This window comes from Flagellimonas sp. 2504JD1-5 (genome assembly GCF_053618295.1).
Genome location: NZ_JBSIOU010000002.1, coordinates 534,261 through 560,262, shown reverse-complemented (window position 1 = coordinate 560,262; position 26,002 = coordinate 534,261). Strand labels below are relative to the sequence as shown.

Sequence of the window (26,002 nt, the reverse complement as noted above, 5' to 3'; positions counted from 1 at the left end):
GATTATAAAGTATTCAAGAATGTGGTTAAGTCGGTTTCTTTATCCAAATCCAATTTCTTTTTTAATCGATATTTCGACTTCAAAATACTATCTGGCAATACGTTTAGTGTAGCTGCAATTTCTTTGGTGGTTAGGTTCATGCGGAGAAAAGCCGCTAATCGTATCTCCTTTTCTGAAATATCAGGATAAAGCGTTTTTAGTTTTTGGTCAAAGTCGTTATGTACCTCTGAGAAATAGGATTTAAAAACTTCCCAATCTTTGTCAGAGGCATTCTGCTTTTTTAGGAGCATTACAATCCGTCTAAACTCCACTTTAAATTTTTCTGGGGAGTTTTTAAGGTTTTCCAGATTCTCCTTAAGCTCTTGGATAAAGGTGTTTTTCTGCACTAGATGTAAAGTCTGGCTTGCCAGTTCTTTTTTCTTGTGTGCTATTTCTTGTTTATAGATTTCTTCCTGTTTTTGGCGAGCGATTTTATTCTTTTTGATGCGCTGCCGGAATCCAAACACCAAAAGCCCGGAAAGGGCTAGGGCAGAGGTCATACCTCCGGCATAGAGTCCTTTAGTCAATTTGTCCACTTTTGCCTTCTCATTTAGGGTTTTGATTTCTTCTTCTTGCAGGGCAAGTGCGGCTTCTTTTTTCTCAGTTTCGTATATGGTCTTGAGTTCAGACATCCTCTGACTTGTCTTTAGATTATAAATACTGTCATTGAGAGCTTTAAATAATTTGTGGTTGTCCAATGCTGCTGAAGGATTTCCCAAACGCTCATTGTTAGTATAAATTATCTTGTAGGCCTCTACTTGATCTTCAAGCAGCCCAATTGAATCTGCCATGGATTTTGCCCGATGCGCCAGTTGAAGTGCAGTGCCCATATGGTTGTTTTTGCTCGCTATTCGTGCCAAAGCCAAATTTGAACTGATCTTATTCGCAGTTTGGCCTAATGAATCTGATAACCGTAAAGATTCATGCAGATGTTGCTTGGCCAGCTCATATTCTTTCGTTTTTTCATGATAAAGCCCAAGGCCGTAGTTTGCGTTTAATAAGCCACTGGGGCTTTTCAATTCGCCGGCCAGTCCCTTACTTTCGTTGAGCATCCCTTTTGCCTCTGTCTGTTTGTTGTTCTCGTTAGTGTAAATAAGCCCCATTTGGTATAGATTCACCATGGCGCCACGTTTATCATTATGTGTTCGATGTAGCTTCAATTCTTCTGTCAAGTATTCTAAGGCCAAGGTTGTATCTCCCATTTTAAGATAGTTCTGGGCGATTTTGTTCATAGCGACAACCTCATTCTGCCTTGCCCTATAATGGTCATAATTTTTATAGGTGTGCATTGCTTCAATGGCATTTTCCAATGATAATTGATGATGACCTTTTCTGAAATATACCGAAGCTATCAATAACTTGGAACTTGCATAACCAATAGAATCGGTCATTTTTAAAAACGCGGGTATTGCTTGCTCCGCATGATAAATAGTGCTGTCTTCCTGACTTATCATATTGAAGTTCGCCGCGATATTATAATGCATTGCAGCAACACAACTGTATTCATTCTTTTCAAGTCCAATCTTGATTCCTTTTCTATAGTATTCATTTGATGTTTCGTAGTCGTCAATGTAAGAATAAGAAATCCCCATACGCTGATAACCAGTATACTCTGCGGGTAGGTGATCTAGATCTTTTCCCAACCGAATCAACTCATCGGCATAAAAAAATGATTTTTCAATATCGTTGTGAATATGGGCACGCCAAAGATTGGTCAAAATCGAGGTCCGTATTGTGTCCCGTGGTGAAATTCTCAATAAATTTTCCAAACTATCTATCTGTTTGGGCGTAGCATCATATTGTGCAGCGGAAATGATTGGAAAAAACACAAACAAAAGAATGCAAAAACGAATGAGGTTGTTCATAGGTTGTTGGTTTTGACTTCTCTAAAGATAGATTAAAAGACGAGAATCCTAAAGGGGCGATTTACTATTGGTTTTTTCGAATGTCCATAGATTGTCCATGTTTTTACGACAGTAATCAAAAACCATATAACCTATAACTAATTTAAAATCAGATATTTGAACTATGTTTTTCATTTTTCAAAATTACCATTGTCCATTGCGGTTTTAAGCCAAAATTAGAAGACTTGTCCATACTTTGTCCATGTCGAAAATTAGGGCTGGAGAATTTTCTCGTCTAGGTTTGGAGTGTTGAATCCTAAAAACCAAAAAGTTATGAAAACAAAACACCAAACCTTAAGAGTATTTATGATAATACTGGTAAGTGTATCGTTATTCGGTGTAATTTCTTGCGGTAGCGAAATTGAGCCCGTAGAACCACCCGTTGAAACCGGTGGAGGAGAAAATCCTGATACTGAAAATCCAGAGGAGGAAACTCCAGAGCCAGAAAACAATCCAGATCTTGATGCAATCAATGAGGCGATAGCCAACTTAAGCTATGATCCCGAACAAATTTTAAATGTTCAAAGCACCACCGGTACAGAACCCACCAATGACCGGACCAATAAAAATACGGATTTGGGTTGGACTACAGAATGTAGAACCATTGACTATAATATCCGCTCCAATTTTGAGGACGTTGTGGTCTTTGATCCGACCATAGGTGTAATTTATCCCGGAGCTTTGGTTGTTGTAAATGGAGAATTATTGAATGGAGCTCCATTGCCCTTGCAAGTTTCCAAGGCGCCGACAAAACTTAGGGTAGATTTACCAGGAATAGGAGACGGAGGTAATATTACCGTTGATAACCCCACCTTTCAGAATACCCAAGCGAGTATCGATGAGGCTCTGGAATATTGGAATGCACAAATCCAACCTCAAGGATATGAAATCGATGCGGACACATATTTTGAGAAAACTACCGCATATAGTCGGGAACAAATGAGCCTTGATCTGGGTGTAAGCACGGAATGGTCCAAAGGATCATCTTTTGAATCACAGTTTGATTATACCAAGACCACAGAGAAAAGAGTAGCAACGCTATTGTATAGACAGGTTTTTTACGACGTGGTCATGGAGACCCCGGATAGTCCTGCTGCCGTTTTTGGTAATGATGTAGATCTGGCAACGGCACGGTCCATTCTTTCCAATGAAAATCCACCGGCCTATGTCAGCTCGGTGCAGTATGGAAGAATTATTATGATGCGTATGGAAACCACGGATACAGAAACCGATGTTAATCTAGAAGCTGTTTTGGAGTATAAAACCGCTAAAAAAGGCGCCACTGTTGAAATTAATGCCGAATATGAGAAAATTATCAAAGAATCGACCATCAATGTGGTGACTATTGGTGGAAACGCCCAAGTAGCCACGGAAGTAATCACAGGCAGTGAAATAGAGGAAGGCAAGGGAGGCCTTAACTATGTCATTTCAGAAGGAGCGCTCTACAGTCGTGATAACCCTGGAGCACCAATTGGTTATACCGTTAAGTATTTAAAGGACAACAGAATTGCGAAAATGGGATACAATACCGACTATCGTGTTGAAAAATGCACCACATTTGAGTATGTCCATAAGAATGCAAAGCTTAGAAAAGAGATTCTAGTTGATGTACGATTCCGATTCTCTTATAAAGTAAAGGGCACGCAGACGGTAAAAGAGACCGAATGGGAAAAAGTGGATAAACAGAACATATTCTTTAGCATGGCCCCACCCAAGGGCGCACATGATGTCAAGATTCAATTCCAGTACTGGGATTTGGTCTGGAGGACCCTTGGGGAAACAACCCTTGGGTATTTGGATAAGGAATACTGTTATGAGGCCTATTGTTCTAAACGTGTTTTAGGTCTTTGTACGCAGTACACATTCCAAAGTGTAAAATGTAATTAAGAATAAACAATCTATGCAGCTGGCCGCTCAGGTTGGGTTCAACAACCTGATGCCGGCTGTTATTTTATTTTGATTGTCATTTCCGCGAAGGCGGGAATCTTTCTTTTTAGGTCTCGACTGCGCTCGACCTGACATGGAGTTACTTTTTAGCTTCTACAAGTTCCAACTGATCTACACTTACATTCGTGGTAAACATGCCGTAGTTGACTACGGCTTTGTTTTTTTCTAAAGTGTCTATGCTGCCAACAGCTTTTCCATCCTGTAAACGCACTCTGTCGCCGACTTTAAATACTGGTCTTGGCTTGTTCTTTTCTTTTTGAATGGCCTTTTTCTTTTCAATCTTCTTCTCTTGCCTGACCTTGACGATTTTCTTTTCCAATTCTTGGGCGACTTGCTTTTTCTGTACCTGTTTAGCCTTGGTCTGCTTTGCCGTGGTCTTTTTGCGCTTACTATTTTCGGTTTCTACAATACGAAGGAGTTCCGAAATCAGGGAACGCTTTTTATTGTCCACAAAATAGCGCTCTGCAGCTGTATTGACTTTATCACCCAATTGGATCATACGCTGGTTGTGGTCATACAACTCTTGATAATTCTCCAGTTTGGATTTGATTTTCGCATTCAGCTTTTCCAAACGTTCTGCTTCTTCACGGGCTTTGGTTTCCTCATCTTGTAATCGAGAACCCGTCTGGACCATTTTGGAACGCTCTTTTTGCAATTTGGCAATGGTGGCATCAAAACGTACCTTGCCGCGTTCAATCTTTTTCTTGGCCTTATTTATAAGCGAATAGGGGATTCCATTTTTTTGAGCTACTTCAAACGTAAAAGAACTACCAGCTTCACCCAAAATCAGTTGAAATGTAGGTTCCAATGTTTTTGAATTAAAAAGCATATTGGCATTGGTGGCATGGGGAAGTTCATCCGCAAGTGCTTTTAGGTTGGCATAATGGGTGGTTATTACACCATAGGCTTCCCGCTCATAAAACACTTCTAAAAAGGCTTCTGCAAGGGCACCGCCCAATTCTGGATCACTACCTGTACCAAATTCATCAATCAAGAACAAGGTTTTGTTGTTGCATTTCTTTAAGAACTGATTCATGTTCTTCAATCTATAGCTGTAGGTGCTCAAATGGTTTTCTATGGATTGATTATCCCCAATATCTGTCAATATCTTATCAAATAAACAAACAGAACTCCTTTCATGAACGGGAATTAGAAGCCCAGATTGAAGCATTACTTGAAGCAAACCTATCGTCTTCAAAGTGATGCTTTTTCCTCCGGCATTGGGCCCGGAAATGACAATAATCCTATTTTCTTGGTGCAGTTGAATGGTCTGCGGCCAGGTCTTTTCCTTTTTGAATTTATTGGTCAAATAGAGGAGGGGGTGATAGGCATCCCGAAGGAACATTTCCTTTTTATCATTGATTTCTGGTAGAAGAGCTTTCATGTCCAAGGCATATTTTGCCTTTCCAGCGGTGATATCAATATGTATTAAAAATGCTTGGTAGGATGATAAGAGGTAATCAAAAGGGCGTATAGTGTCCGTCAACTCATTTAAAATGCGTTGAATCTCTTCTTTCTCTTCAAATTCCAAGTTGCTTAACTCACGGGTATGCGACAGTGTAGCTTCAGGAATGATATATACAATACTGCCGGTTTTGGAGCTACCCATAACCGTGCCCTTAACTTTTTTTCGGTGCATGGCCTTAACTGCCAAGACCCTACGGTTTTCCATCACAGACTCCTTTATTTCATCAAGCAACTCTGAGGAATGGTAGCGCGTAAGCGCAGCAGCAAAGCTTTGATTTATTTTTGAGCGCACTTCATTGATTTGCATCCGTATGCTACGTAGTTCCTCGGAAGCACCGTCCCGTATTTCCCCAAATTTGTCAATGACATGGTCAATAGCGGTTGGAATTTCAATATTCACCTCAAGTTTTTCTGAGCGATTGAAGAGTAGGGGGTAGTACTCCTTGAATTTTTTAAAGAATTTTTGATGTAATGTGACCGTTTTGCAGATGTTTCCGATTCTTCGAAAACCTGAAATCTCCAAAGTGGTATTTTCAATCTTCAACAGTTTCAATTCAGCATTGATACTGTCAAAGCCATGGTTTGGTATCCGGTTATCATTGGAAAATGAAGCGAGATATTCAGAAGTTTGCCCCAACACATCCATTAACAGCTCCTTGTCTGCAAGTGGCTGAATTTCCAATGCCTTTTCTTTACCCAATTCAGTATTGCAACGCGCGGAAACTTGTTCCAAAACCGTTGGAAATTCTAAATCTTGAAGTGTCTTGGGATGAATGTTCTGCATTTTCCTCTACTGGCGGGGCAAAGATAGCTATTCAATTCAGGTAACAAGGAAAGTCAATAATCAATTTATTAAACCTCCGACAGGCAAACCACTTGGTACATTTTCTGGAATGGATTTATCAAATTCTTCGTCATTCAATGTATTTAAAAATGAAATGATCAATGCCATTTCCTTAACCGACAGTCTAAGTTCACGAACAAAGGGATCAAATTGGTCTGGATCCACATTGGGGTTACGTTGCATATTGTTGGAAATGTCTTCGTAAAATTCCAATACCCTACGCAAGGTCATAAAGCTGCCATTGTGCATATATGGTGCAGTAAATCTTAGGTTTCGAAGCGTAGGTGTTCTAAATGCAAAACTGTCCTTGGCTCTAATATCAGCTACGCCTATATCCGCAGCGGGCAGTTTAGTATTTTCTGGTACGCCCAAAACATGCATTTTATAATCTGAAAACATGGGTCCGTTATGGCAATTTATGCATCCGACTTTTTTAAATAGTTCAAAACCGTCTTTTTCACTGATGGAAATAGCTCTGCTATCCCCTCTATTATATTGGTCAAAACGAGAATTGTTGGCAACGAGCGTTCTTTCAAAAGCGGCAATGGCTTTACCAAGGTTTTCGATTGTTACCGATTCTGGTTGGTTGAATGCATCGGCAAACAACTTTTTGTATTCAGGAATAGCTTTTAATCGCTCAATAACTATTTCCAAGATTTCATCCTCGGCAAAATTGCGTCCACGCATTTCCTCCAATGCCTTAATGGGTTCCAGTGCTTGTTTCTCCAAACTTTTAGCTCGATCATCCCAAAACATGGTAGCATTTTCGGGGATATACGCCTTATGACTTTCTAGACCATTGAAAGCGGAATTCAATATGGTTTGCGCATTTCTTTTTACAAATGGAATATTGTTTGGTTTATTAAACTTCCGCTTGCTTCCAAGACCGGTCGCATTGGTTCCTATTGAGATGTCCAGAAACTCAGCATATCCCATTTCCGGATGATGACAAGTTGCACAGGATATGTCCTTGCTGCCAGATAAGATAGGGTCATAAAACAATAATTTCCCTAGAGTTTCTTTTGCCTTGGATGCAGGGTTATCTTTTGGATGAATAACTTCTGTGGGCAAAGCGTTGACCGTTGGGATGGCCTTGGGTGTAGTTTCCATTGACACCTCTTTGGGCTGTGGCCTTTTGCAATGGGCCAAAAATAAAATTGATCCAAGAATCAATGCGATGTAAAGGCCCTGTTTCAAAATAAAACGACTTTAGTTATAAACCCGAATGACCTCACCATTTCTTCGACCCATTACGCTACGGACATAGGCGTTGACACTTTTTTCCATGGAAATGGGGTTATGGCCGGGAAAATAGTCCTTGTACTTCTCATAGGCATCAATTACAAGTTCCAACGAAACCACATTTAGCCGAACTCCATTTTCAATTTCCAAAGCTGCCGCCTGTACAAAACTGTGTAATGCGCCATTGACCATGGCTGCACTGGCAGTTTTTGGAACAGGGTTGTCGGCCAGAACACCAGTGGACAATGTTATTGAACCACCGGGGTTTAAATGATGTTGTCCGATACGCACAAGGTTGACTTGTCCCATTAATTTGCTTTTTATACCGATGTAGTAATCTTCTTCTGAAAGCTCATTAAAGTCCGCCCATTTTGCTTCACCTGCTATGCAGATAATGGCATCCAGTTTGCCAGTTTGCTGAAACATTTTTTCTATGGAGGCACCATCCGCAATATCCACAGTGACATTTCCATTCGTTCTTCCGGCAATTAAAACTTCATGGGTTTCTGAGAAATGAGTGCTTACTCTTTTTCCAATAGTCCCGTTTCCTCCTATGATAAGAATCTTCATCTTGTCGTTTAATTTTTAAAAATATACTCCAATAGTAAGCATTGTCATAGCCAAAATAGCAAGTAAGATGACTAAGGGCATAATAAACTTAAGCCATTTATCATAACCCACATTGACCAACGCCAAGGAAGCCAAAAGAATACCTGTTGGGCTAATAAATTTAAAGAGGCCCACTCCAAATTGGTAAGCATTGACCATAACATCACGTGCGATACCTACGCTATCAGCAAGCGGGGACATGATGGGCATGGTAAGTACCGCCATTCCGGATGAGGATGGAATAAAAAACGCTAGTCCATTATACAGGGCAAAAGTAACATTGATAAAAAGTCCTTTATGCATCCCAGATGTCAATTCGGAGGCATAATACAATAAAGTATCACTAACCTGTCCGTCTTCCATCAATACGGTAATCCCTCGAGCTATACCAATTATAAAAGCGACACTGAGTAAATCTTTAGCTCCGGACATAAATTGAGTCACAAATTGTTTTTCATTTATCCTTGCAATGAGACCAATCAACAAAGCTCCAGCCAAAAATACAGAGGTCATTTCCAAAAACCACCACCCTAACTGTGAAACACCATAAACCATAATTAGAAAAGTGCTGGCAAAGACCATAAGCACCAGCTTAAGCTTACCATTGAGCTTAGTGCAAACCAATGCCACTGACCCCATAAACTGTTTTTCTATTTCTTCTTTCTGATCATGAATCAACGAGCGTTTGGGGTTCTTTTTGACATTTTGAGCATACCTAATGATATAGGCAATGCATATAATAAGTCCAAGAACCAGCATAAACAAGCGACTATTTAGGCCTTCGGTCCAATTAATCCCAGCGGCATCCGAAGCTATAATTGTACTAAACGGGTTCACAGTTGAGGCTAAAGTACCTATGGATGAACCCACATAGATGGAAGCTACACAAACCAGCGCATCATATTTGGCTGCCAAAAAAATGGGAATTAAAATGGGATAAAAAGCGATGGTTTCTTCTTCTAGGCCAAAAGTAGTTCCGCCAAGAGCGATCAAAGTGGTCACCATAATAATGAGAATGAATTCGCGGCCTTTTAGTTTTTCAGCAAGCCAGGCGATTCCAGCTTCAAAAGCTTTGGTGGCGTTTACAATGCTAATAAGCCCTCCGATAATCAACACCAATAAAATAATATCCGCAGATTGCATGATTCCTTTTAAAGGCGCCTGTATAAACCCAACCGGTCCTTGTGGTTGGCCTTTAAGGTTCTTGTAGGTGTTCGGAATACTAATCGGTTTGGAAATGGCGCCGTTAGTGAACTTCTCCAATGGAATTTGAATGGCTAGTTCATCCAAAGTTTCTTGTGTCAATGGGTGCGTGACTGTTCCCTCTTGTGATTGAACAATGAATATCTTGTTTTCATTATCATAGGACAAACGATCATATTCACCAGCAGGAATTATCCAGGTAAGCAGACAAACAATTGCAGCAATAATAAAAAGAATGGTGTGCGCTGTTGGGAATTTTACTTTTTTGAAAAGAGACATAGGTTGGCATCAATCTTTAGTGGACAGGAAAGATATTATTTTTAGATTTATCCAAAGAAATTAGAAGCGTATTAATGAATGTGAATATAGATCCAAGCTGGAAGCCCTATTTACAGCAAGAATTTGACCAACCCTATTTTCAACAGCTTGTTCAATTTGTGAAACAGGAATATCAACAGTACACCTGTTATCCGAAGGGCAAAGATATTTTTGCTGCTTTTGATCATTGTCCATTTCATGATACCAAGGTGGTAGTGATTGGTCAAGACCCATATCATGGACCTAATCAAGCCAATGGGTTGTGTTTTTCTGTTAAAGATGGGATTGCACATCCACCATCATTGGTCAATATCTTTAAGGAAATCAAAGTGGATGTTGAAAAACCGTATCCCAAAAGCGGTAATCTTGAACGCTGGGCGGAGCAGGGGGTACTTCTTTTAAACGCCACCCTAACTGTGCGGGCACATCAAGCTGGCAGCCATCAAAAGAAAGGGTGGGAACAGTTTACTGATGCCGTGATCAAAACAATTTCTTCGGAGCTGGAAGGCGTTGTTTTTTTGCTTTGGGGAGGTTTTGCAAAGAAAAAGTCCACTTTGATAGATAATACCAAACATCACATTCTTACTTCGGGTCATCCATCACCTTTGAGTGCGAACCGAGGGCTTTGGTTTGGAAACCAGCATTTTAGCAAGACCAATGTTCTTTTGGCGCAAATGGGGAAACGGTTGATAAGTTGGTGAATTACTTCTTGCAAGTAAATTCTGAAAATATAATAAGAATTCGTACGTTTAAGAAAATAACCCCGTATAGGAAAATTCTTATATTTTGCGCAGACTCAAATCAGTACTTCTTGTTGATGATGATGACACCACCAATTTTCTGAACAGGTTTTTTGTAAAACAGCTTGATACAAACCTAACCGTGAACACAGCCTGTAACGGGAAAGAGGCCATTGAGTTTTTGGAGCAGGCACCCCAAGATGAAAATATGCCGTGCTTACTTATTTTAGACACCAATATGCCTGTGATGGATGGCTGGGAGTTTTTGGATATTTACGAAAGTAAATTCGACGAAAATTTCAAAAAAAATGTGGTTGTAGTCATGTTAACTGCCCTGGATACGGAGGAAACAACAGCACTGGCTCTTGCAAACCCGAATGTAAAAGATACTGCGCAAAAGCCCTTGTCTGATTTAAAATTTAGGGTATTAATCAACAAGTACTTCACTTAGAATCAAAAAAAAGGAACTCCTTTTGGTTTTTGATTTCCTCTATTAGGTTGAGACTTTGCAGCCTTTTTTGAACATCAAGTAATGTTTCTTCTGAAAGTTGTTTCTGTCCCCAATTAGTTTTGGTGAGCCATTCCCTTATATCTTCAAGTTTCTGGTCATATCTGTTGGCAAGGGTTCTGTCAATACTTGGAATTCTCTTAAATTCTGAGGTATATAGATTAATGACTTCGAGAATATGTTTTAAGAGATTGGAATTAACGCTTAAGAAAGTATTCGTTGCTGCGATAACAAAACAGGGCCATGGGGTGGGGCAGTCCCCAAGTCTTTTAAAGACACCCTTGTCCACCAATGGTTTTGTGGTAAAATGCTCCCACATGAAATATGCCCCGGACCCAGAACCAAGACTCTCTATGGCACCATTTAGATTGTTGATTATTTCAAATTCCAAAGTGGCAGTATTCCAACCTTGGTTTTGGGCATTTACATACGCCATTAGATGGCTGCCACTTCCCATACGGCTTATTGCTATTTTATCGTTCTTAAGTTCACTTATAGAAGTCCGTGCACTTTCTGCGGCCACATGGATTCCCCAAAGTAGCGGAGACGAGATGAACTCTTGAACAATTTTGGATGGATTGCCCTGCGAAATGCTTTTAACCAGTCCTTCAGTGAGAATAATGGCTAAATCCGTTTCGCCCTCCTGCAGCATTTGGCACATTCTTCCAGTTCCTTCAGGAATATCTGTCCATTCCAATCGGATTCCCCGTTGCTCAAAAGCATTTTCTTCTATAGCTAAATGCCATGGAAGGTTGAAATGTTCCGGTACACCAATAATTTTGACGGTTTTCATTTGGGTTTCAAATTATTGAGTTGAATATTGGATTACCAACTAGGAAACAATTTTTCCTAGGGCATATTTGATAAGACTGTCTACCGTTTTGTATGCATTCTGTGAAAATTCACCAGTTGCCCGGTTGGCCAAAATGGCATTTAATGAAATTGCCCGATGTCCATGCAACTTGGCAAGGCCATATATACCTGATGTTTCCATTTCCAAGTTAGTTATAGGTTGATTTTCATAGGAAAAAGCCGCAAGTTTGGTGTTAAAGTCCAGAACTTTGGGGGTTAGTCTCAATGTCCTTCCTTGTGGCCCATAAAACCCTGAATTTGTGACTGTTATTCCTAATCGTATACGATTTGAATTGAATTTTGCCAATAATTCCGTATCGGAATCCACGGCGTAGCCAGTAATATTGTGGTTGCTCCACCCTAAAAAAGTGTTTAGTTGTTCTTCCAGGTCCTTATTTCTGGCTTGTCCAGTCTCATAAAAATGTAAAAGACCTTCAAAACCAATTACAGATTTACTCATCAAGAACGAATCTACAGGAATATCAGATTGTATTGCTCCCGAAGTTCCAATACGGATAAAATCCAATTTGGTTTTGGTCTTTTTCTCACTCCTCGTATCAAAATCAATGTTGGCCAAGGCATCCAATTCGTTTAAAACAATATCAATATTGTCTGTGCCAATTCCCGTGGAGATTACGGTTATATCTTTCCCTTTATAGGTGCCTGTTTGTGTGAAAAATTCCCGTTTTTGCTTTTCAACATGGATGGCATCGAAGTATTTGGTCACCATAGGAACCCTACTTGGATCTCCGACCGTTATAATAGTAGAGCAAATATCTTTTGGTAAAAGGTTAAGATGGTAAATACTGCCATCAGGATTCAGAATAAGTTCTGAGTCGCCTAATGTGGACATATTAGAGTTTTAAGATGCGGTCTGTTGCAGTATTATATAAAAAGTTATACTTTAAAGAACCACCCAGATATAATTGATTATCACGTATTTGTGAATAATAATTAGCCTTGTTTTCTAGGATGTCACTGCCTTTTTTGGTAAGTTTTACCGGGTTAAAAGAACCAAAAAGTGGTTTTAATGAGGTAATAATACGATCATACTGCGTATCCCCGAAGCCGTAATATCCCTGATCCGTTAAGATCTCACCTAGCAATTGCTTTCTGGTTTCCGGTTTTTTGGACATTGCTGTCTCCAAAACGCGATTCTCCAATGCATTAAGTCCATTTTTTATGGTTGGAAACCGTTTTAAATGAGCTTTTAAGGCATCAGAAAGGTACTCAAATTGGAAATTGTTGTGGTTGATAAGATTTTCTAGTCGTATCGGGTTGTCACTGCAGTATAGCTGCCATACGTAGTCTGCATATTCAATGTCATCTTGTGATAAAATGGTTCTCTTTTCATAGAGCAGCATCAATTGCTCATCGCTTAGCTCCCCAAGACCATATAGTTTATCGCTTTCATCCTCATTCCCGCTGCACACCAATGATATTTCCGCGTGTCTTCTATGTGTTTTAAGCCAGCTAAGAACCGCTAGCATATTTATTTGGCAAAAAAGGTCATATTCAAACCAAAGCACAATCTGGTCTTGTTGCTTGTGGTTACATAGTGATCGGTATTCTTTTAAGGTTTTTTCAACGAACCACGATTTGGATACTTTGTAGTTCTTGTTCAAAAATTCAAAACGCGTCTTCCAAAAAGATTCACTCCCAACGTTGCAAAGCGTTTTTCCTTCGCAAAGCATTTCCCTCCACGTAATAATATCCCCCTTAAGATCTAATGATTGAAGTTTTGACGTGAAATTGTCCCCGTTGGTAATATGCAACAGTGATTTCATTTTCAGTTCGGTTTTCGTCGGTTAGAAGAATTAAAAGTAAGATTTAAACCAAGAACACAAAAATTTTTTTGTAAAACATTGATTGTCAGCACTAAATTTTAACACAGTATGGAAAATACTAATGAAATTGCCAGAAAAACACCTTAGCCTCCAACTCTTTTTACTGCAAAACCTTGGTCCTTTAAAAAATTCATGATTTTATCTCTATAGTCGCCCTGGATAATTATAGTGTCATTTTTATAGCTGCCTCCAACACTTAAATAGGATTTAAGGTCTTTGGTCAGTTTCTTGAAATCACCATCAGCACCTGTATAACCTTCTAAAATGGTCACAGGTTTGCCTTTTCTTTTTTCATACTTACAGATAATGGGTGCCTCTTGCATCCAATATTTGGGTTTTTCCTCCTTGGGTGTGTCTGAATCATCCGGGACGTGATCCGGGAAGAGGTTCTTAAGCTGATCTTGAAGATTCATTAATTACTTTTTTACCAATCCAAGTTCAATGAGCCTTTCATGCAGATATTCACCCGCCGTAATGTCCTCAAAACCTTTTGGATGATCATCATCAATGCAGTTTTCCAAGCAATTTAAGGACATTTCACTTATTGGATGCATAAAGAAAGGGATGGAATACCTTGATGTGCCCCAAAGCTCCTTGGGCGGATTTACAACTTGATGAATTGTCGACTTCAACTTGTTGTTGCTAAGTCTTGAGAGCATATCTCCTACATTGATCATAAGTTGGTCAGGTCTTGCAATTGCGTCGACCCATTCGCCTTGATGGTTTTTAACTTGGAGCCCTTTGCCGTGTGCGCCCATAAGCAATGTAATAAGATTGATATCTCCATGTGCCGCCGCTCTAACCGCATTTTTGGGTTCGCTGGTAATCGGTGGATAGTGGATAGGTCTTAAAATGGAGTTTCCGTTCTTGATCCATTCGTCAAAATAGTTTTCATCCAAATCCAAGTGCAATGCAAGGGCTCGAAGCACAAACTGTGCGGTTTTTTCAAGCATCTTATAGGTTTCTTTTCCAATCTCGTCAAAATCAGGGAGTTCACTTACCGAAACGTTATCTGGATATTCTGCCTCCAATTTTGGATTGTCCACTACATATTGACCGAAATGCCAAAACTCTTTTAGATCACCTTCTTTTTTGCCTTTAGCATGCTCTTTACCAAAGGATGTATATCCTCTTTGCCCCCCTATGCCTTCTATTTCATAGCTGTCTTTGACCTCTTGCGGCAATTGAAAGAACTTTTTAATTTCTTCATAAAGTCGCTCTACGAGCTCGTCCGACAGAAAATGCCCGCTTAAGGCTACAAAACCAATATTTTCAAATGCAGCGCCTATTTCGCGTATAAACTTTTCCTTTCTTGTGGAATCCCCTGAAACAAAATCCCTTAGATCAACACTTGGTATTGCACTCATAATATCAAATTTACGTTACCCCAAAAGTACAGAATATTGAGAAACCTTTCTGAAAATATAACTCGCCATCGATAGCTTTTTTATTACATTTAGCCCCATTGAATTTATATTGAATGAGATATCATATTGGTGGATTGGACCGACAAAAACTACTGGACTTATATTCAGGAATGCTTAAGCCCAGAATGATTGAGGAGAAAATGTTGGTCTTGCTGCGTCAGGGTAAAATTTCCAAATGGTTTAGTGGAATTGGGCAGGAAGCCATTTCTGTTGGCGTGACCCAGGCCTTGAAAACTGAAGAGTATATTTTACCAATGCACCGAAATTTGGGAGTCTTTACATCAAGAAACATCCCGTTGCACCGCCTTTTTGAACAATGGCAGGGCAAGTCGGGAGGTTTTACCCAAGGTAGGGATCGTAGTTTTCATTTCGGCACCCAGGAATATAAAATTGTTGGGATGATATCGCATTTAGGTCCTCAACTTGGAGTAGCTGATGGAATTGCACTTGCCGATATGTTACGAAGAAAGAAAAGAGTTACCGCCGTTTTTACTGGAGAAGGGGCAACGAGTGAAGGGGATTTTCATGAAGCTTTGAACATAGCATCCGTTTGGAGTTTACCTGTTTTATTCTGTATTGAAAATAATGGCTATGGCCTTTCTACGCCTACCAATGAACAATATAACTGTAAACATCTGGCGGATAGGGCCAGAGGATATGGTATTGAATCGCGGATAATTGATGGAAACAATATTTTGGAGGTATTTTCCAAGGCAAACGAACTGTGCAAGTCCATTCGAAAACGGCCTCGACCTATACTGGTTGAGTTCAAAACCTTTAGAATGCGTGGTCATGAAGAGGCCAGTGGAACCAAATATGTTCCGGAGAAATTGATGAAGAAATGGGCAAAAAAAGACCCAATAACCAATTATGAGGACTTTTTATTGAGGGAACAGATTATTTCTCAGGAGGAAATTGATAATCTTAAGGCAGAAATCACAGGGGAAATCAATTCCAATTTGAAATTGGCTTTTGACCAACCTCCTGTCAATTATGTTGAAACTAAAGAATTAAAAGAAGTATTTCAAGAATTTAATTATCAGCATATTAAGGATAATTCAAACTCAGAAAACATTCGATTCGTTGACGCTGTCTCTAAAGGATTGGAACAATCCATGGAAAAGTATAACGAACTCATCATTATGGGGCAGGATGTTGCCGAATACGGAGGGGTTTTTAAAATAACCGATGGCTTTATTGGAAAATTCGGTAGAAGCAGAGTGCGAAATACACCAATTTGCGAATCCGCAATAGTTTCTGCAGCTATGGGTCTTTCTATTAATGGAATGAAGGCAGTTGTAGAAATGCAATTTGCTGACTTTGTGAGCTCTGGATTTAATCCCATTGTAAATTACCTGGCAAAAGTCCATTATCGATGGGGGCAAAATGCAGATGTGGTTATTCGAATGCCCTGTGGCGGCGGAGTTGGAGCAGGACCCTTTCACTCGCAAACCAACGAAGCCTGGTTTACCAAAACACCGGGCCTTAAAGTGGTGTATCCAGCCTTTCCAAATGATGCAAAGGGACTTTTAAATACCGCAATCAACGATTCGAACCCGGTTCTATTTTTTGAGCATAAAGGGTTGTACCGAAGTATATATGGAGATGTTCCTACGGATTATTACACTTTGCCTTTTGGAAAAGCCAATGTCCTTAGAAAGGGTAACTCAGTTTCTATTGTTTCTTATGGTGCCGGAGTACACTGGGCCTTGGAAACTTTGGAAAAACATTCGGAAATTGACGCAGATGTTATAGATTTGCGAACACTTCAACCTCTTGATATTGATACTGTCTACCAATCGGTGAAGAAGACAGGAAAATTGATTGTTTTGCATGAAGACACCATTTTTGGTGGAATTGCGAGCGATATTGCTGCGATGGTCATGGAAAACTGCTTCGAGTATCTGGATGCACCGGTCCGAAGAGTGGGAAGTTTGGAAACCCCTGTCCCTTTTGCAAAAGCATTGGAGGAAAACTACCTTCCCAAACAAAGATTCGAAGCCATTTTATTGGAGCTCATTGCCTATTGATCTTTTGTTTTAACAAATTTTTAACAAAACGAAACGATAGATATGGTGTCTCAATCGTATATACTAAAATTTAAAACCAATTCTTATGGCAAAACAAACACTAATTTTTTCGGCATTGATTGGGGTTTTATTGATGTCCTGCTCTGTTTCTAAAAGTGCAAGAACCCAAAGAAACCTTTTCAGCGGCTCCTGGACCCTGAACGATGTGTCTTACGAGAACAACACAGGAAATTTTAAATCGGTAATCTTCAATGATGCGGAGGATATCTGCTTTGAGGGAAGTGATTGGTTCTTCAGAGATAACAACAGCACGGGTAGATATACCATTTCCCAAAGTACACTATGCCAAGGCGGAGATCGTTTTTTTAGGTGGTCTGTTGTAGAACCTTCCCAAAATTATAGTAGTCAACTACAATTCAAATTTATTGATGAAAAACGAAAGGACATTTCCGGAGGTGCAGGCTATCGTTTGAACATTGCCAATATCAATGAGCAATCAATGACGCTAAAATCTAATGTATCTGTAGATGGAGAACTAGTTACAATCGTTTACCAATTCACTAAAAAATAATAAGATGAAAAACATACTGATCAAAAATATGGCATTTGTAATGGCATTGAGCCTAATTGTAAGTTGCAATGCCGTAAAAAATGCTAACAACACCCAAAAAGGTGCCGCAATTGGAGCTGCAGGTGGTGCCGTGATTGGAGGAATAATAGGGAACAATGTGGGCAAAAAAGGCAACACAGCCCTTGGAGCCATCATCGGAGCTGTAGTTGGAGGTGCCGCTGGTGGATATATTGGAAATCGAATGGATCGTCAAGCTGAAAGAATTGAGGAAGAGATTCCTGGAGCTGAAGTAAAAAGGGTAGGCGAAGGAATCAACGTTACCTTCAACGAAGATGCTGGTGTATATTTTGATACAAATAAGTCTGATGTAAAAGGTACTTCGGCAACTACTTTGGATAAATTGGCAGGAATCTTCAAGGAATACCCAAAATCAGTTATTTTGGTTGAAGGACATACCGATAGTGCCGGAAGCGAAGAGTACAATTGGAACTTGTCCCAACAAAGAGCAGAGTCCGTTACCACTTATTTGGTAAGTAAAGGAATTTCAAACGGAAGGTTTACCACAAAGTGGTACGGTGAAACCCAGCCAAGAGAAAGCAATGAAACTGCTGAAGGTAAAGCCAAAAACCGACGAGTGGAATTAGCTATCATAGCAAGTGACGAGCTCAAGGAAGAAGCCTACGAAAAAACAAAAGGATAAATCGGACACTTTACTGACGATTTGTTAAAACCGACATATTTATGTCGGTTTTTTTGTTTCTGATCGACTATCTTCAATAAGTGAATCAATTTGAAGTAGTTATTATTGGGGGAGGACTTGCTGGATTAACCGCCGCACTGGATATGGCCAATCTGGGAAAGCAAGTTTTGGTAATCGAGAAAAACCAATACCCTGATCATAAGGTTTGTGGTGAATATGTTTCCAATGAAGTTATTCCCTATTTGGAGAAGCTTGGCGTTCGTCTGGATGATTTTAACCTTCCACAAATTGATACATTGCAACTTAGTTCAGGTAAAGGAAACACCATTACGGTGAAATTGCCTTTGGGTGGTTTTGGAATTAGCCGATACAAATTTGATTTTGAACTTTACAAACTTGCTCTAACCAAAGGAGTTCGATTTCTTCATGAAACAATTATTGATGTTCATTTTAATGGGAATGAATTCAAAGTTATACAATCAAATGGAGAGGTCATCCGAAGCAATGTCGTCTTGGGTGCTTTTGGTAAACGCTCCAATCTTGATATAAAGATGGAGCGAAGCTTTACCCAACAGAAATCCCCGTGGTTGGCCATAAAATGCCACTATAAGAATGCCCAACAACCAGCTAATGTAGTTTCTCTTCATAATTTTAACGGAGGTTATGGAGGATTGTCACAAGTGGAGGAAGGCGTGGTCAATTGCTGTTATCTTGTGAAATATGAAAATTTTAAAAGTACGTCCGATATTGATCAGTTCAATCATGCAGTAGTTTCCAAAAACCCATTTTTTCAGCAATTTTTAGCCAATGCCACTCCCTTATTTGAAAAACCCCTGGCCATAGCGCAGATTTCATTTAATAAAAAAGAACCAGTGGAAAATCATATGTTAATGTGCGGTGATACAGCGGGGTTAATACACCCCTTATGCGGAAACGGAATGGCCATGGCTATCCATAGTGCAAAATTGGCAGCCGATCAAGTAGTTTCGTTCCTGGAAAAACCAAATTTTAGCAGAAGAGATATGGAGGGAAACTATAAAAAACTATGGACAGCTCATTTTAATAGAAGGGTTTGGATGGGAAGACAATTACAAGCCCTAATGATGAATACCAAATGGTTTAATCTCGGAATGAACACTTTGGCTAAATCAAAAACATTGGTTCAAACTATGATTCGAACCACACATGGCAACCCAATTTTAGATTGATGGATTTAACAGTGCGCAGCAGGACATATGAAAAGATGGACGACCCAAATATGGAATTTGAGGAGTTGCAGGATGCATATAAGGACATCAACAAATGCAATAAATGGTTGGGTGGCGACAAGATAACCATCAATGCAGTATGGGATTTGGTCAAAACGGACAAAAAAAAATCGTATACGATTTTGGACATGGGTTGCGGAGATGGCAGCATGTTGCTGAAATTATCCAATTTTCTTAATAAACATCATGTTTCACACCATATGATTGGTATCGATTTAAGAGATGATGTTCTGCAAATCGCCAAGGACAACACCCTGCATTACCCAGACATTGAATTCAGGAAAATGGACATTCTAAAGGCTGATTCTAGCTTTGAATGCGATATAGTCATCAATACGTTGACCATGCATCATTTTGAAGAAGAGCGCATCGGTGCTTTTTTAACGCAATTTGTCAAATTGGCTAGGCAAGGGGTGGTCATCAATGATCTGCATCGTAGCCGATTGGCATATCATCTTTTCAAAATATTTAGTCATTTGTTCCTTAGGACTGAAGTGGCTCGGTACGATGGTTTGGTGTCCATACTAAAAGGTTTTAAAAAACGTGAGCTTGTTGCACTCTCAAAAAAAATACCAGATGTTATACACGACATCCGATGGAAATGGGCTTTTCGATATGTCTGGATAATGAAACTCAATCCCAAATAATCAATGAATCAGGTTCGCATAGTTTCGGTTGCCAAACAACTGCCAAAATACCATAGAAAAACATCGGATATTCTTCCTTTTGTCAATCTCTGGCTTTCTGGTCAAGAAGATCGTTTTCGAAGAAAGGTGATAAAGATATTTGAAGGGGCAGGTGTAGATCATCGGTATGGAATAATGGATATTGAAGAGGTTTTTATGGCAACATCGTTTGAAGAAAAGAATAACATCTATGTAAGGGAGATAAAACAGTTAGGAGAAAAAGTGCTTCAAAAGGCCTTGTCCAAGGCGAATTGGGAACCAGAATCACTTGATTTTATCATCACCGTAAGTTGCACCGGAATAATGATTCCTTCTTTAGACGCTTATCTTATAAATGCTTTGGGATTGAGTACTGATGTTGTAAGATTGCCTGTAACTGAAATGGGATGCGCCGCCGGAGTTTCCGGATTGATTTATGCGAAGAACTTTCTAAAGGCCAATCCTGGGAAACGCGCGGCAATTGTAGCTGTTGAAAGTCCAACCGCCACATTTCAATTGGATGACTACTCTATGGCCAATATGGTCAGTGCTGCAATCTTTGGCGATGGAGCTGCGTGTACTTTGCTATCTTCTGAACAAAAAGCGGTAGGCCCCAAGATTCTAGGAGAAGAAATGTATCATTTTAAAGAAGCAACACATCTTATGGGTTTTGATTTGACCAATACAGGACTCAAAATGATTTTGGACCCGGACGTTCCAGAAGTTATTTCCGACCATTTTCCCAATATTGTCCACCCATTCCTGGAAAAATACGGAACCTCTATAGAAAAAGTGGCTCATCTTATCTTTCATCCTGGCGGAAAAAAGATTGTAAGGACCGTTGAGGATTTGTTTGGTAAATTGGGAAAGAATATTGACGACACAAGAGAGATCCTTCGTGCCTTTGGTAATATGAGTAGCGTTACCGTGCTATATGTTCTCGAACGTTTTTTGGAAAAAGACATCCAAGAAGGGGAACAGGGCTTGGTTTTGAGTTTTGGTCCTGGATTTTCGGCACAGCGGGTGTTGCTCGAATGGTAATTGTATGAATAAGAAAGAAAAATGGGCTTTGATAATTGGCGGGAGTAGTGGACTTGGGCTGGCCACTGCCAAAAAATTTGCGCATCACCATTTTGGGATTATTGTTTTGCACAGGGACAGAAAAGTGGATATTGAAAAAATCCAAAAACAGTTTGATTCAATTGCCCTAAGTACTTCTGAGTTTCACAGTTTTAATGTAGATGCCGTAAACCCACAAAAAAGAGAGGAAATTCTTCAAGAAATCATAAAACTAATTGGAAAAAATAATATAAGTACGCTGGTACATAGCATTGCAAAAGGAAACCTGAAGCCAATGCATGCCCAAAATGAAAATGCACTGACGAATCAGGATTTTCATTTGACCATCGATGCCATGGCGATAAATCTATATGACTGGGTGAGAGAAATGGTTGGTCTAAAATTATTTTCTCTTGATGCGCGGATTATAGCTTACACCAGCGAAGGAAATGCAAAAGCTTGGAAAAACTATGCGGCGGTATCCGCCGCAAAAGTGGCTTTGGAGTCAATAGTACGAAATATTGCCTTGGAATTTGCCCATTTGGGAATAACCGCTAACTGCATTCAAGCAGGCGTGACTGACACAAAATCGTTGCGAATGATTCCTGATAGTGACATATTGAAAGCGCAGGCTCTGAGAAGGAATCCACATAACAGACTGACCACTCCAGAAGATGTCGCAAATGCTGCTTATTTATTAACATTACCGGAAGCTAAATGGATTACGGGTACAGTGATAAAAGTTGATGGAGGGGAAAGTTTGCAATAATGATCAATAAGGATAAAATACTTGCAAAATTACCCTACTCGAAACCCTTCCACTTCGTGGATGAACTGGATAAAGTTGATGAAAACTCAGTTGAAGGTAGTTTTACTTTTAAAAAAACAATGGATTTCTACCAAGGTCATTTTAAAAACAAATCTGTGACACCGGGAGTCATTCTAACTGAATGTTGTGCCCAAATAGGCTTGGTTTGCTTAGGAATTTATCTGTTGAACAAAACCGCGAAGCTTGATGAGAGCGAGGAGTTGCAAATTGCCATGTCCAGCTCCGAGATGGAGTTTTACCTGCCTGTATGGCCTGGTGAAACTGTAAAAGTGGTCTCTGAGAAGCAATACTTCCGTTTTAATAAATTAAAATGCAAGGTGAAAATGTTCAATGTTGAGGAAAAATTGGTCTGCCAAGGGACTTTGGCGGGAATGATTAAAACAGATGCCCATGCAAAATAGAGTAGTGGTGACCGGAATGGGTGTTTGCGCTCCGAATGGGGTTGGACTTTTCGAGTTTGCAAAAAATCTGAAAAACCAACGTAGTGGTGTCCGTTTTCAAAAAGAATTGAGAGAACTAAAATTTTCATGTCAAGTATCTGGAAAACCGAATATTGATACCGTCAATTTAAATGAATACTTCACAAATGTTCAATTAAAAGGATTAAACGCAAGCGGATTGGTTTATGGCGTTATTGCAGGACAAGGTGCATGGAAAGACGCTGGATTGTCCCCTGCAGAAAATCAAAATCCGGATTGGGACAGCGGTATCATCTTTGGAACCGGAATTCTAGGCGTTGATAAATTTAGGGAAGCCATCTACAAAGTAGATGAAGGCAATGTAAGGCGTCTGGGCAGTACATCGGTGGTTCAGACCATGGCAAGTGGAATTAGCGCATATTTAGGTGGAATGTTAGGTTGTGGTAACCAAGTTACGACCAATTCCTCAGCGTGCACCACGGGAACCGAGGCTATTTTAATGGCTTATGAACGTATTAAACAAGGAAAAGCCATTAGAATGTTAGCGGGAAGTTGCGGTGATAGTGGACCTTATATCTGGGGTGGCTTTGATGCCATGCGCATCCTTCCCAGAAATTACAATGATGATCCCGAGAAAGCAAGTAGGCCCATGAGCGCCTCCGCAGCAGGATTTGTTCCTGGAAGTGGTGCGGGGGCCTTAGTTTTGGAATCCTTGGAAAGTGCGCTACAGCGTGGTGCAAAAATCTATGGTGAAATTATTGGTGCTTCCGTAAATAGTGGAGGACAAAGAGGAGGAGGAACTATGACAGCTCCCAACAGCAAAGCGGTTATAAAATGTATCCAGAATGCAGTAACAGATGCTAAAGTAAGTCCCGAACAATTGGATAGTATTAACGGACATCTTACAGCTACCACAAAGGACCCAATTGAGGTACAAAATTGGAGCAACGCACTTGGGCTTTCCGGGAAACATTTTCCATATATTAATTCCTTTAAGGGTTTGGTGGGGCATTGTTTGGCAGCCGCAGGAAGTATTGAATGTGTGGGAACCTTATTGCAATTTCAGGAAAACCAGATTTTTGGAAATGTGAATTGCGAAGATATTCACCCAGAAATCCTTGTGGTGGTGGACGAATCTAAAATTCCTCGCAAGACCTTGAACATTGCCCCAAAAATTATTGCCAAGGCCAGTTTTGGTTTTGGAGATGTAAATGCCTGTGTTATTTTTAAAAAATATGAATAAGGTTAAACCGTCATTTCGTGTTTTTCTGTCAGACTGAGCCTGTCGAAGTCAAGAAAATTATGGAGATTAGGTTTCTAACACGATTTTAATCAAACTAATAAAAGCTATGCATGAAGAACGCTATCAAAAACTACGGGAAATCGTTGGCACCTATTTACCCGATGATGTTTCGGTGGAGTCCATTACCATGGACAGTAATTTTACCCAAGAGCTCAATATCAATTCTGCAAATTTGGTAGATATTGTTTTAGATGTAGAAGACGCTTTTGACATAATGCTCGAAAATGAGGATATGGATGGCATGCAAACGGTAAATGATGCGCTTAAAATTATCGACACCAAAATAGCGGACAAATAACTACGTTATTTTGAGTTTTTCTGTCACACTGAGCCTGTCGAAGTGTTGACGAAGTGTTGTCGAAGGACAGTTGAAGTCAAGGGAGAGTATCGAGAAATCTTTGCTAGCAAACGCATTTTATTCAAAACATAAAACAGCTTATGAAAGAATTCATCAACTACGCAAAACAAAAACTACAGGTGGATAAACGACTCATCATTATCTACTGTATGGTCTATTTTTTATGGGGAATGGGTATGGATTGGTTTGGCACCCAGGTCGAAATTGCAAAATTCACTTATTGGTGGCAGGTGATTACCTGTTATATTTTATATATGGTTCCAATTTCGCTCTTGTTGCGGGGACTTCCGTTTCATGCACAGTACGCCTACGGACTTGTAGCAATGGGGCTGCTGGAATTTGGTGGCTACGCCCTAAAAACCTCATACGCGTTCCCAGATAATATTTTGGACCAGTTTTTCAACATCCGTAATTTCAGTTTGGGGATGGCGCTTTTCTTTGCGTTGTACTTTCCACTTGGGAATTGGGGGGTCGGTAAAATCTATGCTATGCTTTTTGGTAATGGGGTAAAGGGCAAAAAGGTATAGGATGAAGGGTGAAAGGGTAGAACTTGAACTTTGGTTTTGAACTTAAACTTTAACCACAAGTCAGAGGTCAGAGGTCAGAGGTCTGATGTCTGAAATCTGAAATCTGAAATCTGAAGAAACTATTTTGTTTCAAAAACCATTTTGACCTTCACTAAATTGTCTTCCCTTTTTTTCTTGATCTTGATGCCGTAATCCATGGAATACAGCGAAGTTGTGCCAATCCATTTATTTTGGACTCTTTTAAAGGTAATGGCGATGGGTTTTGTGGTTTCCTTGATTGTCAATTGGCCTTTTACCTTTATTTCATTGCCATCAAGATAAACCGCCGTGCTCTGAAATTTGATTTTCGGATGGTCATCTACATCAAAATATTTACCACTGCGCAACGACCAATTACGAAGTCCGTTGTTGGTGTCAATGGTTTTGGAAAGTACGGAACCCTGAAAAACAGAATCCTCTAGATTGTCCAAATCTATATGGGATGTGGATTCAAATCCAGAAAAAGTACCATTTACATTCTTGGAAACAAAGACAAAAGAAATTTCAGCTTTGGTAATTTCAGCCTTTTGGGCTAGGAAGTTTGTAGGAGCCAAAACTAAGCCAAGAAGTATAAAAAAGGTTAAGAATGATTTCATTTTCGGCATATTTCCAAGATAATTAATTGGTCACTGGTACTGCAAGATACTTACACGCCTTTGCAAAACGTCATATTACCCAAGTTTTGACAGTCTTTTGAAACGATTCTTGGATTACCAAGACACTATATTGATCAAGCGATGTTTTACTTGTAAAATTTTGATTATAAAATTATTATGTAATTGTCAGATTGAACCTAAAATCGTTTTGAGGTTAAATTTAGCGTTAAATTCGTTGCATATTGTAGGATAATTAGTAACTTAAAGGGGAGTTTTATAACAATTGAGATAAAACTAAACGACATGGGAAATTTAACTCAAAAAAACACGGGACAAATCCAAGAACTGTTGATTCGAATGGATCGAAACAACACCATAATTCAAAAATTGTCCAAGAAATTAAATTCCTATACCTGTGAACCCCATGATTCTGCATGTTTTGAAAAACTTTATGTTCTAAAACACAACTTTGAGCAGTTCAATACCCATCAAGGGCGGCTCATGGCCCTTTTAAAAACCAAACCTAAACTTACCTCTGAAATTAATGCTGACATTAAAAAACATTTGGAGCGGTTCGGTGAACTTGAAAAAGACATGGCAGCTTATGTTCTGGATACTAATCAATACTTTTAAAAACCCTTTTTTAAAATCAATCAGAAAGTTTAGGTAAATCTTCGAACATCTATTTTCT

At 39.6% G+C, this 26,002-nt stretch carries 26 protein-coding genes; 15 read left to right on the top strand and 11 right to left on the bottom strand.

Annotated elements, in window-relative coordinates; translation table 11 throughout:
* Positions 1-2: 2 nt before the first annotated feature.
* Positions 3-1,904: a tetratricopeptide repeat protein gene (locus ACULLG_RS12020; RefSeq protein WP_452127040.1), complete on the bottom strand. Its 1,902-nt coding sequence runs from the start codon at positions 1,902-1,904 to the stop codon at positions 3-5.
* A gap of 312 nt (positions 1,905-2,216) precedes the next feature.
* Here ACULLG_RS12020 and ACULLG_RS12015 point away from each other — a divergent pair, with 312 nt between their 5' ends.
* On the top strand, positions 2,217-3,830 hold the full coding sequence (locus ACULLG_RS12015; protein WP_452127039.1) for a thiol-activated cytolysin family protein: 1,614 nt from the start codon (positions 2,217-2,219) through the stop codon (positions 3,828-3,830).
* 139 nt (positions 3,831-3,969) lie between these two features.
* Here ACULLG_RS12015 and ACULLG_RS12010 read toward each other — a convergent pair whose 3' ends face one another.
* From ACULLG_RS12010 to ACULLG_RS11995, 4 genes are all read right to left on the bottom strand, one after another.
* The gene (locus ACULLG_RS12010; RefSeq protein ID WP_452127038.1) at positions 3,970-6,141 is read right to left on the bottom strand and encodes an endonuclease MutS2; all 2,172 of its coding nucleotides are present in this window, start codon (positions 6,139-6,141) and stop codon (positions 3,970-3,972) included.
* Positions 6,142-6,201: 60 nt separating this feature from the next.
* Complete coding sequence (locus ACULLG_RS12005; RefSeq protein WP_452127037.1) at positions 6,202-7,311, bottom strand: cytochrome-c peroxidase; 1,110 nt, start codon at positions 7,309-7,311, stop codon at positions 6,202-6,204.
* Positions 7,312-7,410: 99 nt separating this feature from the next.
* Positions 7,411-8,013 (bottom strand): short chain dehydrogenase, encoded by a 603-nt coding sequence (locus tag ACULLG_RS12000; protein WP_452127036.1) that lies wholly within the window; start codon positions 8,011-8,013, stop codon positions 7,411-7,413.
* Positions 8,014-8,028: 15 nt separating this feature from the next.
* Positions 8,029-9,534, bottom strand: a complete 1,506-nt coding sequence (locus tag ACULLG_RS11995) for a YfcC family protein (protein ID WP_452127035.1) — start codon at positions 9,532-9,534, stop codon at positions 8,029-8,031.
* A 74-nt stretch (positions 9,535-9,608) separates the two neighbouring features.
* Here ACULLG_RS11995 and ACULLG_RS11990 point away from each other — a divergent pair, with 74 nt between their 5' ends.
* Positions 9,609-10,274 carry a uracil-DNA glycosylase gene (locus ACULLG_RS11990; protein ID WP_452127034.1) on the top strand — a complete coding sequence of 222 codons (666 nt, stop codon included), beginning with the start codon at positions 9,609-9,611 and terminating at the stop codon, positions 10,272-10,274.
* A gap of 85 nt (positions 10,275-10,359) precedes the next feature.
* A complete protein-coding gene (locus tag ACULLG_RS11985; protein ID WP_452127033.1) occupies positions 10,360-10,764 on the top strand; it encodes a response regulator in 405 nt (134 codons plus the stop codon).
* Here the strand turns inward: ACULLG_RS11985 and ACULLG_RS11980 are convergent.
* The 5 genes from ACULLG_RS11980 to ACULLG_RS11960 all read right to left on the bottom strand — a co-directional run bounded on the left by ACULLG_RS11980 (position 10,757) and on the right by ACULLG_RS11960 (position 14,887).
* Positions 10,757-11,614 carry a substrate-binding domain-containing protein gene (locus ACULLG_RS11980; RefSeq protein ID WP_452127032.1) on the bottom strand — a complete coding sequence of 286 codons (858 nt, stop codon included), beginning with the start codon at positions 11,612-11,614 and terminating at the stop codon, positions 10,757-10,759. The genes ACULLG_RS11985 and ACULLG_RS11980 overlap by 8 nt on opposite strands.
* 39 nt (positions 11,615-11,653) lie before the next feature.
* Complete coding sequence (locus ACULLG_RS11975; protein WP_452127031.1) at positions 11,654-12,526, bottom strand: nucleoside phosphorylase; 873 nt, start codon at positions 12,524-12,526, stop codon at positions 11,654-11,656.
* 1 nt (position 12,527) lies between these two features.
* A complete protein-coding gene (locus tag ACULLG_RS11970; RefSeq protein WP_452127030.1) occupies positions 12,528-13,460 on the bottom strand; it encodes a DUF1835 domain-containing protein in 933 nt (310 codons plus the stop codon).
* Positions 13,461-13,603: 143 nt separating this feature from the next.
* Positions 13,604-13,933 (bottom strand): translation initiation factor, encoded by a 330-nt coding sequence (locus ACULLG_RS11965; RefSeq protein WP_452127029.1) that lies wholly within the window; start codon positions 13,931-13,933, stop codon positions 13,604-13,606.
* Positions 13,934-13,936: 3 nt separating this feature from the next.
* Positions 13,937-14,887 carry an isopenicillin N synthase family dioxygenase gene (locus tag ACULLG_RS11960; RefSeq protein ID WP_452127028.1) on the bottom strand — a complete coding sequence of 317 codons (951 nt, stop codon included), beginning with the start codon at positions 14,885-14,887 and terminating at the stop codon, positions 13,937-13,939.
* A 113-nt stretch (positions 14,888-15,000) separates the two neighbouring features.
* Here ACULLG_RS11960 and ACULLG_RS11955 point away from each other — a divergent pair, with 113 nt between their 5' ends.
* From ACULLG_RS11955 to ACULLG_RS11905, 11 genes are all read left to right on the top strand, one after another.
* Positions 15,001-16,977, top strand: coding sequence for an alpha-ketoacid dehydrogenase subunit alpha/beta (locus ACULLG_RS11955; RefSeq protein ID WP_452127027.1), 1,977 nt, complete (start codon positions 15,001-15,003; stop codon positions 16,975-16,977).
* Between the two features lie 85 nt (positions 16,978-17,062).
* Positions 17,063-17,548, top strand: coding sequence for a lipocalin family protein (locus ACULLG_RS11950; RefSeq protein ID WP_452127026.1), 486 nt, complete (start codon positions 17,063-17,065; stop codon positions 17,546-17,548).
* A 4-nt stretch (positions 17,549-17,552) separates the two neighbouring features.
* On the top strand, positions 17,553-18,248 hold the full coding sequence (locus tag ACULLG_RS11945) for an OmpA family protein (protein ID WP_452127025.1): 696 nt from the start codon (positions 17,553-17,555) through the stop codon (positions 18,246-18,248).
* An 80-nt stretch (positions 18,249-18,328) separates the two neighbouring features.
* Positions 18,329-19,456, top strand: coding sequence for an NAD(P)/FAD-dependent oxidoreductase (locus ACULLG_RS11940; protein WP_452127024.1), 1,128 nt, complete (start codon positions 18,329-18,331; stop codon positions 19,454-19,456).
* Positions 19,456-20,163, top strand: a complete 708-nt coding sequence (locus ACULLG_RS11935; RefSeq protein ID WP_452127023.1) for a methyltransferase domain-containing protein — start codon at positions 19,456-19,458, stop codon at positions 20,161-20,163. Before ACULLG_RS11940 ends, ACULLG_RS11935 begins: the two co-directional genes overlap by 1 nt.
* Positions 20,164-20,166: 3 nt before the next feature.
* The gene (locus tag ACULLG_RS11930; RefSeq protein WP_452127022.1) at positions 20,167-21,222 is read left to right on the top strand and encodes a type III polyketide synthase; all 1,056 of its coding nucleotides are present in this window, start codon (positions 20,167-20,169) and stop codon (positions 21,220-21,222) included.
* Between the two features lie 4 nt (positions 21,223-21,226).
* A complete protein-coding gene (locus ACULLG_RS11925) occupies positions 21,227-22,009 on the top strand; it encodes an SDR family oxidoreductase (RefSeq protein WP_452127021.1) in 783 nt (260 codons plus the stop codon).
* The gene (locus ACULLG_RS11920) at positions 22,009-22,470 is read left to right on the top strand and encodes a 3-hydroxyacyl-ACP dehydratase FabZ family protein (RefSeq protein WP_452127020.1); all 462 of its coding nucleotides are present in this window, start codon (positions 22,009-22,011) and stop codon (positions 22,468-22,470) included. Before ACULLG_RS11925 ends, ACULLG_RS11920 begins: the two co-directional genes overlap by 1 nt.
* Positions 22,460-23,731, top strand: a complete 1,272-nt coding sequence (locus ACULLG_RS11915) for a beta-ketoacyl-[acyl-carrier-protein] synthase family protein (protein WP_452127019.1) — start codon at positions 22,460-22,462, stop codon at positions 23,729-23,731. The genes ACULLG_RS11920 and ACULLG_RS11915 overlap by 11 nt, the downstream gene beginning before the upstream one ends.
* 106 nt (positions 23,732-23,837) lie before the next feature.
* On the top strand, positions 23,838-24,089 hold the full coding sequence (locus ACULLG_RS11910; protein WP_452127018.1) for an acyl carrier protein: 252 nt from the start codon (positions 23,838-23,840) through the stop codon (positions 24,087-24,089).
* Between the two features lie 140 nt (positions 24,090-24,229).
* The gene (locus tag ACULLG_RS11905) at positions 24,230-24,676 is read left to right on the top strand and encodes a hypothetical protein (protein WP_452127017.1); all 447 of its coding nucleotides are present in this window, start codon (positions 24,230-24,232) and stop codon (positions 24,674-24,676) included.
* Between the two features lie 119 nt (positions 24,677-24,795).
* Here ACULLG_RS11905 and ACULLG_RS11900 read toward each other — a convergent pair whose 3' ends face one another.
* Entirely contained in the window at positions 24,796-25,311 is a 516-nt protein-coding gene (locus ACULLG_RS11900; protein WP_452127016.1) for a YceI family protein, read from the bottom strand.
* 303 nt (positions 25,312-25,614) lie between these two features.
* On the opposite strand from ACULLG_RS11900, the gene ACULLG_RS11895 reads away from it, so the two are divergent.
* Entirely contained in the window at positions 25,615-25,944 is a 330-nt protein-coding gene (locus ACULLG_RS11895) for a hypothetical protein (RefSeq protein ID WP_452127015.1), read from the top strand.
* The last annotated feature ends 58 nt before the right edge of the window (positions 25,945-26,002 follow it).

Bases quoted from the DNA above. Each gene is read 5' to 3' on its own strand.
- ACULLG_RS11975 (WP_452127031.1), bottom strand. From the start codon at position 12,526: ATGTCCACATTAGGCGACTCAGAACTTATTCTGAATCCTGATGGCAGT.
- ACULLG_RS11980 (WP_452127032.1), bottom strand. From the start codon at position 11,614: ATGAAAACCGTCAAAATTATTGGTGTACCGGAACATTTCAACCTTCCA.
- ACULLG_RS11945 (WP_452127025.1), top strand. From the start codon at position 17,553: ATGAAAAACATACTGATCAAAAATATGGCATTTGTAATGGCATTGAGC.
- ACULLG_RS11995 (WP_452127035.1), bottom strand. From the start codon at position 9,534: ATGTCTCTTTTCAAAAAAGTAAAATTCCCAACAGCGCACACCATTCTT.
- ACULLG_RS11935 (WP_452127023.1), top strand. From the start codon at position 19,456: ATGGATTTAACAGTGCGCAGCAGGACATATGAAAAGATGGACGACCCA.
- ACULLG_RS12015 (WP_452127039.1), top strand. From the start codon at position 2,217: ATGAAAACAAAACACCAAACCTTAAGAGTATTTATGATAATACTGGTA.
- ACULLG_RS11960 (WP_452127028.1), bottom strand. From the start codon at position 14,887: ATGAGTGCAATACCAAGTGTTGATCTAAGGGATTTTGTTTCAGGGGAT.
- ACULLG_RS12010 (WP_452127038.1), bottom strand. From the start codon at position 6,141: ATGCAGAACATTCATCCCAAGACACTTCAAGATTTAGAATTTCCAACG.
- ACULLG_RS12000 (WP_452127036.1), bottom strand. From the start codon at position 8,013: ATGAAGATTCTTATCATAGGAGGAAACGGGACTATTGGAAAAAGAGTA.
- ACULLG_RS12020 (WP_452127040.1), bottom strand. From the start codon at position 1,904: ATGAACAACCTCATTCGTTTTTGCATTCTTTTGTTTGTGTTTTTTCCA.
- ACULLG_RS11920 (WP_452127020.1), top strand. From the start codon at position 22,009: ATGATCAATAAGGATAAAATACTTGCAAAATTACCCTACTCGAAACCC.
- ACULLG_RS11910 (WP_452127018.1), top strand. From the start codon at position 23,838: ATGCATGAAGAACGCTATCAAAAACTACGGGAAATCGTTGGCACCTAT.
- ACULLG_RS11900 (WP_452127016.1), bottom strand. From the start codon at position 25,311: ATGAAATCATTCTTAACCTTTTTTATACTTCTTGGCTTAGTTTTGGCT.
- ACULLG_RS11990 (WP_452127034.1), top strand. From the start codon at position 9,609: ATGAATGTGAATATAGATCCAAGCTGGAAGCCCTATTTACAGCAAGAA.
- ACULLG_RS11970 (WP_452127030.1), bottom strand. From the start codon at position 13,460: ATGAAATCACTGTTGCATATTACCAACGGGGACAATTTCACGTCAAAA.
- ACULLG_RS11965 (WP_452127029.1), bottom strand. From the start codon at position 13,933: ATGAATCTTCAAGATCAGCTTAAGAACCTCTTCCCGGATCACGTCCCG.
- ACULLG_RS11905 (WP_452127017.1), top strand. From the start codon at position 24,230: ATGAAAGAATTCATCAACTACGCAAAACAAAAACTACAGGTGGATAAA.
- ACULLG_RS11930 (WP_452127022.1), top strand. From the start codon at position 20,167: ATGAATCAGGTTCGCATAGTTTCGGTTGCCAAACAACTGCCAAAATAC.
- ACULLG_RS12005 (WP_452127037.1), bottom strand. From the start codon at position 7,311: ATGGAAACTACACCCAAGGCCATCCCAACGGTCAACGCTTTGCCCACA.
- ACULLG_RS11925 (WP_452127021.1), top strand. From the start codon at position 21,227: ATGAATAAGAAAGAAAAATGGGCTTTGATAATTGGCGGGAGTAGTGGA.
- ACULLG_RS11915 (WP_452127019.1), top strand. From the start codon at position 22,460: ATGCAAAATAGAGTAGTGGTGACCGGAATGGGTGTTTGCGCTCCGAAT.
- ACULLG_RS11955 (WP_452127027.1), top strand. From the start codon at position 15,001: ATGAGATATCATATTGGTGGATTGGACCGACAAAAACTACTGGACTTA.
- ACULLG_RS11895 (WP_452127015.1), top strand. From the start codon at position 25,615: ATGGGAAATTTAACTCAAAAAAACACGGGACAAATCCAAGAACTGTTG.
- ACULLG_RS11950 (WP_452127026.1), top strand. From the start codon at position 17,063: ATGGCAAAACAAACACTAATTTTTTCGGCATTGATTGGGGTTTTATTG.